Source organism: Streptomyces sp. NPDC056061 (assembly GCF_042266885.1).
Classification (GTDB): Bacteria; Actinomycetota; Actinomycetes; order Streptomycetales; family Streptomycetaceae; genus Streptomyces.
The window spans coordinates 183,089-191,129 of sequence record NZ_JBHJWQ010000016.1 but is presented as its reverse complement, the minus strand read 5'-3'; the positions used below and the strand labels follow the sequence as shown (position 1 = coordinate 191,129).

Annotated in this window: 8 protein-coding genes; 4 read left to right on the top strand and 4 right to left on the bottom strand. The window is 68.7% G+C overall.

Annotation, left to right across the window (positions count from 1 at the left end; genetic code table 11):
- On the top strand, window positions 1-643 hold a 643-nt coding region (locus ACFC79_RS22930; RefSeq protein WP_376242897.1), incomplete at its 5' end, for an HAD-IC family P-type ATPase.
- 556 nt (window positions 644-1,199) lie between these two features.
- Here the strand turns inward: ACFC79_RS22930 and ACFC79_RS22925 are convergent.
- The gene (locus ACFC79_RS22925; RefSeq protein WP_376242895.1) at window positions 1,200-2,489 is read right to left on the bottom strand and encodes a citrate synthase; all 1,290 of its coding nucleotides are present in this window, start codon (window positions 2,487-2,489) and stop codon (window positions 1,200-1,202) included.
- Between the two features lie 128 nt (window positions 2,490-2,617).
- Complete coding sequence (locus tag ACFC79_RS22920; RefSeq protein WP_376242893.1) at window positions 2,618-4,927, bottom strand: ATP-dependent RecD-like DNA helicase; 2,310 nt, start codon at window positions 4,925-4,927, stop codon at window positions 2,618-2,620.
- 317 nt (window positions 4,928-5,244) lie between these two features.
- Between ACFC79_RS22920 and ACFC79_RS22915 the strand changes: the two genes are divergently transcribed.
- Window positions 5,245-5,787 (top strand): SRPBCC family protein, encoded by a 543-nt coding sequence (locus tag ACFC79_RS22915; protein WP_376242891.1) that lies wholly within the window; start codon window positions 5,245-5,247, stop codon window positions 5,785-5,787.
- A 345-nt stretch (window positions 5,788-6,132) separates the two neighbouring features.
- On the opposite strand, the gene ACFC79_RS22910 is transcribed toward ACFC79_RS22915, so the two are convergent.
- Both ACFC79_RS22910 and ACFC79_RS22905 read right to left on the bottom strand, forming a co-directional pair.
- A complete protein-coding gene (locus tag ACFC79_RS22910) occupies window positions 6,133-6,468 on the bottom strand; it encodes a hypothetical protein (protein WP_376242889.1) in 336 nt (111 codons plus the stop codon).
- Between the two features lie 83 nt (window positions 6,469-6,551).
- Window positions 6,552-6,914, bottom strand: coding sequence for a hypothetical protein (locus ACFC79_RS22905; RefSeq protein ID WP_376242887.1), 363 nt, complete (start codon window positions 6,912-6,914; stop codon window positions 6,552-6,554).
- Window positions 6,915-7,098: 184 nt separating this feature from the next.
- Between ACFC79_RS22905 and ACFC79_RS22900 the strand changes: the two genes are divergently transcribed.
- Both ACFC79_RS22900 and ACFC79_RS22895 read left to right on the top strand, forming a co-directional pair.
- Window positions 7,099-7,938: a Scr1 family TA system antitoxin-like transcriptional regulator gene (locus ACFC79_RS22900; protein ID WP_376242885.1), complete on the top strand. Its 840-nt coding sequence runs from the start codon at window positions 7,099-7,101 to the stop codon at window positions 7,936-7,938.
- Window positions 7,910-8,041 (top strand): DUF397 domain-containing protein (locus ACFC79_RS22895; RefSeq protein ID WP_376242911.1); only part of this gene is annotated, 132 nt, incomplete at its 3' end. The genes ACFC79_RS22900 and ACFC79_RS22895, both read left to right, overlap by 29 nt.

Here is an 8,041-nt window from a genome sequence, read left to right as displayed (position 1 = left end):
GATCCACCTCCCCACCGACCTCGCCCACCGCAAGACCGAGGCGGAAACCGCCGGACGAACCGCCATCACCGTCGCCTGGGACGGCGAGGCACGAGGAGTCCTGGAAGTCGCCGACGCGGTCAAGGACACCAGCCCGGCAGCCGTCGCCGAGCTTCGTGCGCTCGGCCTGCTACCGGTTCTGCTGACCGGGGACAACCGCGCCTCGGCGGACGCCGTGGCCCGCGCCGTCGGCATCGACGAGGTCCATGCCGAGGTCCTGCCCGAGGAGAAGGTCCGGGCCATCGAGCGGCTCCGGGCCGATGGGCGTTCCGTCGCCATGGTCGGCGACGGTGTGAACGACGCGGCGGCCCTGGCCACCGCCGACCTCGGGCTGGCCATGGGCACCGGCACGGACGCCGCGATCGCGGCGAGCGATCTCACGCTCGTTCGTGGAGATCTCAAGGTGGCGGCCGATGCAATCAGGCTCTCGCGACGCACCCTGACCACCATCAGGGGCAACCTCCTCTGGGCATTCGGCTATAACGTTATCGCCCTCCCCCTTGCGGCATTTGGCCTGCTCAACCCTATGATTGCCGGAGCGGCGATGGCGCTCTCATCGGTCTTCGTCGTGACGAACAGCCTGCGATTGCGCGCCTTCACGTAACTTCCACAAAGAGACTTAGATCACACTGGTTTCAGGGTAACCATCCGGTGGGTTCGCGAGTCTAAGAGGGCGATGCCAAGGACGTCTTGGGGGACGTCCGCGAAGCGTCTTGGGGGACGCTTCGGGCAAGCGTTGGCCGGGGCACGTGCACCGGGGAGCTTTGAGCGGCCCTCCCGTGCGTACGTACCCCGGCAGATCGCACCGGAAGTACAAGTGAAGAGCGCGCATCTCAGCAAGTAGAGGAAACACCGAGGAGCTTCGGCTCCCACAGACGCCCGGCCGGATCCCGTGGGGGGAATCCGCTCCGGGACATGGGAAGCGCCTCGCTGTCGGCCCGTGGGGGGATCGATGGCGAGGCGCTTCTCTCTGTCCGGCACGCGAATCGCCCCGGACACCGCGCTCTGTGCGAAAGCGCGGTACACGGGGCGAAGATCACCGGCCGGACGGCCGGGTGGTGCGAGGGGCCGGACGGCCCCGTGGTGCATGGCTCGGCGTCGTGTCCGGCCCTGCGTGGTGCGTGACCCCGCTCGCGCGCGGCCCCGCGTGGTGCGGTGACTCAGCGGCCCTCGACCGGGACGAAGTCGCGCAGGACCTCGCCGGTGTAGATCTGGCGCGGGCGGCCGATGCGGGAACCCGGCTCCTTGATCATCTCGTGCCACTGGGCGATCCAGCCGGGGAGGCGGCCGAGCGCGAAGAGCACGGTGAACATCTCGGTCGGGAAGCCCATGGCCCGGTAGATCAGACCGGTGTAGAAGTCCACGTTGGGGTAGAGGTTGCGCGAGACGAAGTACTCGTCGGAGAGCGCGTGCTCCTCCAGCTTCAGCGCGATGTCGAGCAGCTCGTCGGACTTGCCGAGTGCGGACAGCACGTCGTGCGCCGCGGCCTTGATGATCTTGGCGCGCGGGTCGAAGGACTTGTAGACGCGGTGGCCGAAGCCCATCAGCCGGACGCCGTCCTCCTTGTTCTTCACCTTGTTGATGAAGGAGTCGACATCGCCGCCGTTGGCCTGGATGCCTTCGAGCATCTCCAGCACCGACTGGTTGGCGCCACCATGCAGCGGGCCCCAGAGCGCCGAGATACCGGCGGAGATCGAGGCGAACATGTTCGCCTGCGAGGAGCCGACCAGGCGGACGGTGGAGGTCGAACAGTTCTGCTCGTGGTCCGCGTGCAGGATGAGCAGCTTGTCGAGCGCGGAGACGACGACCGGGTCCAGCTCGTACTCCTGGGCCGGGACCGAGAAGGTCATGCGCAGGAAGTTCTCGACGTACCCGAGGTCGTTGCGCGGGTAGACGAAGGGGTGGCCGATCGACTTCTTGTAGGCGTACGCGGCGATCGTCGGGAGCTTGGCCAGCAGCCGGATCGTCGAGAGGTGGCGCTGCTCCTCGTCGAACGGGTTGTGGCTGTCCTGGTAGAACGTGGACAGGGCGCTGACGACCGAGGACAGCATGGCCATCGGGTGGGCGTCGCGCGGGAAACCGTCGAAGAACCGCTTGACGTCCTCGTGCAGCAGCGTGTGCTGGGTGATCTCGTTCTTGAAGGTCGACAGCTCGTCGACCTTCGGAAGCTCACCGTTGATGAGGGTGTATGCGACCTCAAGGAACGTCGAGCGCTCGGCGAGCTGCTCGATGGGGTAGCCGCGGTAGCGCAGAATGCCCTGCTCACCGTCGAGGTAGGTGATGGCGGATTTATAGGCGGCAGTGTTGCCGTATCCGCTGTCCAGCGTCACCAGACCGGTTTGGGCCCGGAGCTTCCCGATGTCGAAGCCCTTGTCGCCGACGGTGCTGTCGATCACCGGGTAGGTGTACTCGCCGTCGCCGTACCGCAGTACTACAGAGTTGTCGCTCACGTGATCCCTCACCGACGTAGTGCTTCTTCGAGGTTCCCTGACTGTCTCTCCACCCTCCCCCATTTGGCTCAGGAGAGTGCACTCGGGGTCGTCCATTGGACCTACTCGCGGCACTGAGTGCCGCGAGCTTACTCATCCTGCCCCCTCCGTTCCGGTTCCGGAAGGGCCGCGTGATGTTTCCCACCGATTTGATCGATCATTTTTTCCGCGGATCCTCCGTCCAAGCCTCCGGCCAGCCGGTAATCCAGCGCCGTACAGCGCCTCCCCGCGGAAACCGTGCGGACCGCCTGCCCGATCGCCTGCCGTGAGCCGACCAGGACGACAAGCTTCTTGGCCCTGGTCACGGCGGTGTAGAGGAGGTTGCGCTGGAGCATCATCCAGGCGCTCTTCGTCACCGGGATGACGACGGCGGGGTACTCGCTGCCCTGGGAGCGATGGATCGTCATGGCGTAGGCGTGGGCGAGTTCGTCCAGCTCGTCGAAGTCGTAGTCGATCGTCTCGTCCTCGTCCGTACGGACGGTCAGCTTCTGTTCGTCCGGGTCGAGGGCGGTGACGACGCCGACCGTGCCGTTGAAGACGCCGTTCTCCCCCTTGTCGTAGTTGTTGCGAATCTGGGTGACCTTGTCGCCGACCCGGAAGACCCGCCCGCCGAACCGCTTCTCGGGCAGGTCGGGGCGGCCCGGGGTGACGGCCTGCTGGAGGAGCCCGTTGAGCACGCCCGCACCGGCCGGGCCGCGGTGCATCGGGGCGAGGACTTGGACGTCACGCCGCGCGTCCAGCCCGAACTTGGCCGGAATACGGCGGGCGGCGACGTCCACCGCGAGCTTGCCCGCGTCCTCCGTCTCGTCCTCCACGAAGAGGAAGAAGTCCTTGAGGCCCTGGGTGAGGGGCGGTACCCCGGAGTTGATGCGGTGCGCGTTGGTGACGACCCCGGACTGCTGGGCCTGGCGGAAGATCGTGGTCAGCCGGACCGCCGGTACGGGGCTGCCGTCGGCGAGCAGATCGCGCAGCACCTCCCCCGCGCCGACCGACGGCAGCTGGTCGACGTCCCCGACCAGCAGCAGGTGGGCACCGGGTGCCACCGCCTTCAGCAACTTGTTGGCCAGCAGCAAATCGAGCATCGACGCCTCGTCGACGACGACGAGATCGGCGTCCAGCGGACGGTCCCGGTCGTACGCCGCGTCGCCGCCCGGCTTCAGCTCCAGCAGCCGGTGCACGGTGGACGCCTCGGCGCCGGTCAGCTCGGAGAGCCGCTTGGCCGCCCGGCCGGTGGGCGCGGCCAGCACCACCTTGGCCCGCTTGGCGCGGGCGAGTTCGACGATGGACCGGACCGTGAACGACTTGCCGCAGCCGGGCCCGCCGGTCAGCACGGCGACCTTGCGGCTGAGCGCGAGCCGTACCGCGGCCTCCTGCTCCGGGGCCAGATCGGCCCCCGTGCGGGTGGCGAGCCAGGCGAGGGCCTTGTCCCAGTCGACGTCCCGGAAGGCCGGCATCCGCTCCTCGGGGGTGCGCAGCAGCCGCCTCACCTGGGCGGCGAGCGCGACCTCGGCCCGGTGGAACGGCACGAGGTAGATGGCCGTGACCAGCTCGCCGCCCTCGGGCGAGGGCACCTTCTCCCGTACGACGCCCTCCGGGTCCTCGGCGAGCTCGGCGAGGCATTCGATGACCAGACCCGTGTCGACCTGGAGCAGCTTCACCCCGTCCGCGATCAGCCGCTCCTCCGGGAGGAAACAGTGCCCCTGGTCGGTGGACTGCGACAGCGCGTACTGGAGGCCGGCCTTGACCCGCTCCGGACTGTCGTGCGGAATGCCGACGGCCTGGGCGATCTTGTCGGCGGTGAGGAAGCCGATGCCCCAGACGTCGGCGGCCAGCCGGTAGGGCTGGTTCTTCACGACGGAGATCGACGCGTCCTCGTACTTCTTGTAGATGCGGACGGCGATGGAGGTGGAGACGCCGACCCCCTGGAGGAAGACCATCACCTCCTTGATCGCCTTCTGCTCCTCCCAGGCCGCGGCGATCATCTTCGTCCGCTTCGGCCCGAGACCGGGCACCTCGACCAGGCGCTTCGGCTCGTTCTCGATGATGTCGAGGGTGTCGACGCCGAAGTGGGTGGTGATCCGGTCCGCCATGACCGGGCCGATGCCCTTGATGAGGCCGGAGCCGAGGTAGCGGCGGATGCCCTGGATGGTGGCGGGCAGCACGGTCGTGTAGTTCTCGACGACGAACTGCTTGCCGTACTGGGAGTGGGAGCCCCAACGGCCCTCCATCCGCAGCGACTCGCCGACCTGAGCGCCGAGCAGCGAGCCGACCACCGTCAGCAGATCGCCCGCGCCCCGGCCCGTGTCGACGCGGGCGACGGTGTACCCGTTCTCCTCGTTGGCGTACGTGATGCGCTCCAGCACACCTTCGAGGACGGCCATGTTCGGCGTGGTGGACATGGTTCGACGGTATCGGGCCCCGCCGACATCGCGTTTCCCGGCTTCGGGGCCCGGCCCTCCTCCCGGGGCCGACGACCCGCCTCCGGAGCCGGACGCGGCGCGAGGCGGCCCGGCCGGGCGTGCCGGACCCCTCCGGTACGCGGGGAGGGAGGGACGAGGTCGGCGCTCCTCACGCAATCCCTCCTATGACGCGCGTCACATATGAGGAGTTCCGGGGCGGTGGCCCGTGCCGGGCGCGAAGATCCTGCCGGGGCCTGTCGCGCGGCTCGACCGGGAAGGGACGGGACGGCCGGCGAATCCGATACGAGGGGGATGACGTGAGATATACCGACGGTCCGCGTGTGGAGGTCGTCGTCCATGTGGAGGCGCCGGTGTCCCGGGTCTGGGAACTGGTTGCCGACATCGGCCTGCCTGCCCGGCTGAGCCCGGAGTTACAGCGCGTGGCCTGGCTCGACGGAGCGGACCGGCCCGTGGTGGGCGCGCGCTTCGAAGGCTTCAACCACCACCGGCTGCTCGGCGAGTGGCGCACCGTCTCCCACGTGATGGAGGCGGACGAACAACGGGCGTTCGCCTGGGCCGTCACGGACCCGGACGGCAGGTTCGGCGAGGCCACGCTCGATCCGGCCCGGTGCGCCGCGTTCTGGCGCTACGAGCTGGCGGCCGAACCCACCGGCACCCGGCTGCGGCAGACGGTCCGCATGGGCCCGGGGCGCAGCGGGGTCACCGAGGTCATCGCGCAGCGGCCGGAACAGGAGGAGGAGATCATCGAGTTCCGGGTGGCGGAACTGAGGGCCGGGATGGAGAGCACGCTCAACGGCATCAAGGCACTCGCCGAGACGGACGGCCCACTCGGCCGATAGCGCGCGCCCTCGCCGGATCCCGCGCGAGCGCGCCCGGCTTCAGTGCGGCTTCACGCGCACTGGCCCGGCCGGCCCTCGGGTCCTTGATCTTGCCCTTCAACGGCCCATTGGCCAGGCCGAGTTGGCGACGTGGCCGGGCTGGAACGGCGCCACATACCGGTCGGCATCCACCATCGTGCGGGCGTAGGCGATGTTCGTGCCGAACGCCTCGAACTGGGTGGTGCGCGGCCTGGGAATGGCCCCCCGGAGGCCCCCGTGCTGTCGAAAGGTCCGCCGCTAGGTCTGCTCCGAGCTGCCTCAACAGGTTTCGTGACGGCACGGGAGCCCGTCAAGCCGGTGGCGGATTCACGGAACTTCGACATCCGGTTCCCCGCGCTCAGGATCGCGCCGCCCCGGTTCGTGCCGCTCCGGTTCGTGCCGCTCCGGTTCGCATCGCTCCGAAACGGGGCCGGCGCGAAGCGACGAGATCGCGCCGAGCCGCAACCCCCGGCTCTCCGCGACACGTACGACCTGTCGTAGCGACTCGGTGAGCCGGTCGGTCAGAAAGCGGATCTGTGGTTCCGTGGCCCGGCGGTCGGCCAGCAGATCGACAGCATGGCCGAGCAGTTCGTCGGCCATGTCGAGCTGGAGATCCTCCATGTCGTCAGCCATCTGCGACACAACGCCGGTGCCGTCGCCCACGACGAGGTAACAGGGTTTGCCGCCCTCTCCCGTCCACGGCAGCAACCGCATCGCGGGAGTCCCGGTTTGCTGAACGGTCGCGCTCATACGGCAGCCTCGCTTCCGTGTCCGGGCCGGGGCCGCAGGCCCGCACCGTGCGCGATGACCAGGAATCCCCCGCGACGGATGCCCCGCCGTCGCCGAGCCTTGGCGGCACGCGCCTCGGCCTCCTGTCGTTCGTGCGCCTCGTGCGCCACGAAGTACGGCCGCACCAGCGGGCCGTCCTCATCGTGCGGGGGACGCTCGCCGACCCGATGGACGGTCGACCCGTCGGCGTGATCCTGGGGAACGGGACAGCCATGCACAGGTGTGTCCAGTGGTTGCCACCGGTGCTGCCGGTGCCGGTACCGGTCCGGGGTCGGCAAACACAGCACCGGCTCCAACAGCCGGGCGATAGCGTGCGTCATGTCAGCCTGCTTTCTCGGGATGGCCGCACCCCCGGACCGGTCGCGTCGGTCGCGGGGGCTCTTCGTGCGAGGTCGGCCACTTCTTTCCGTAGTGAACCCATCACAGAGTGGGGTCGTTCGTCGCTACGCTGCCAGAGGGTCGGGGATGACAGCGCGTCGGTCAAGACCGGGAGAACGGAACCGCATGGGAACGAAACGAAAGCCACGTACACCCCGGGAGAAGTACGGCGAGGAGCTGCGGTTACGACGGCTGGCCGCCGGGCTGACCCAGGAGGCGCTGGGCGAGTTGATCGTCTGCTCGCCCACACTCATCAGCCACTACGAGGCGGGGCGACGGCTGCCGAGCCCGAAGGACGCGCAGCGGCTCGATATCGCGCTGGGCACGGACGGGTTCTTCGCGCGGTGGCTGGAGGATCTGGACACACCGTTTGCCCACTACTTCACAATGGTGGCCGAGTTGGAGCGCGAGGCCACCGAGATCCGTCAGTACGGGGCCGCTCTCATCCCGGGGCTGCTCCAGACGAAGGCGTACTCCCGTGCGGTGTTCGAGGCGTATCGCCCGAACTACCGCGCGGAGGAGCTTGACGAGTTGATCGTCAGCCGCGCCCAACGGGGCAAGTTGCTCGACCAGCCGTCCTCGCCCGTAGCGTGGACGCTGCTCGACGAGGCCGCACTCAGGCGGTGCGTCGGCGGGCCGTCGGTGATGGCGGAACAGCTGCATAAAATCGCGGACATGGCCGATGCCGGTCGCCTGCGGCTGCATGTGCTGACCCTCGCGGCAGGCGCACACGCTCTCATGGGAGGCATGCTCTACCTGCTGTCCTTCGCGGACGCGGCCCCCGTGGCCTACGTCGAGGGGCATCGCACCGGGTACCTGATGGACGATCCGGCGCTGGTCTCGGCCTGTCACAACTCCTACAGTCTCGCCCTGGGCGACGCCGCCCCACTGCGGAAGTCGGTGGCGCTGGTCCGGGCCATCGCAGAGGAACACGAACATGCGCAGCACCCAACCCACCAGCACTGACGGCACGCCCCTGACCGGCTGGCGCAAGTCCAGCTACAGCGATGGAGCCAACGGCGAATGCCTTGAGGTCGCCGACGGCCACACCTCGGTCCCCGTCCGCGAC

Coding starts and splice junctions, on each gene's coding strand:
- ACFC79_RS22900 (WP_376242885.1), top strand. CDS start 7,099: ATGGGAACGAAACGAAAGCCACGTACACCCCGGGAGAAGTACGGCGAG.
- ACFC79_RS22905 (WP_376242887.1), bottom strand. CDS start 6,914: ATGACGCACGCTATCGCCCGGCTGTTGGAGCCGGTGCTGTGTTTGCCG.
- ACFC79_RS22920 (WP_376242893.1), bottom strand. CDS start 4,927: ATGTCCACCACGCCGAACATGGCCGTCCTCGAAGGTGTGCTGGAGCGC.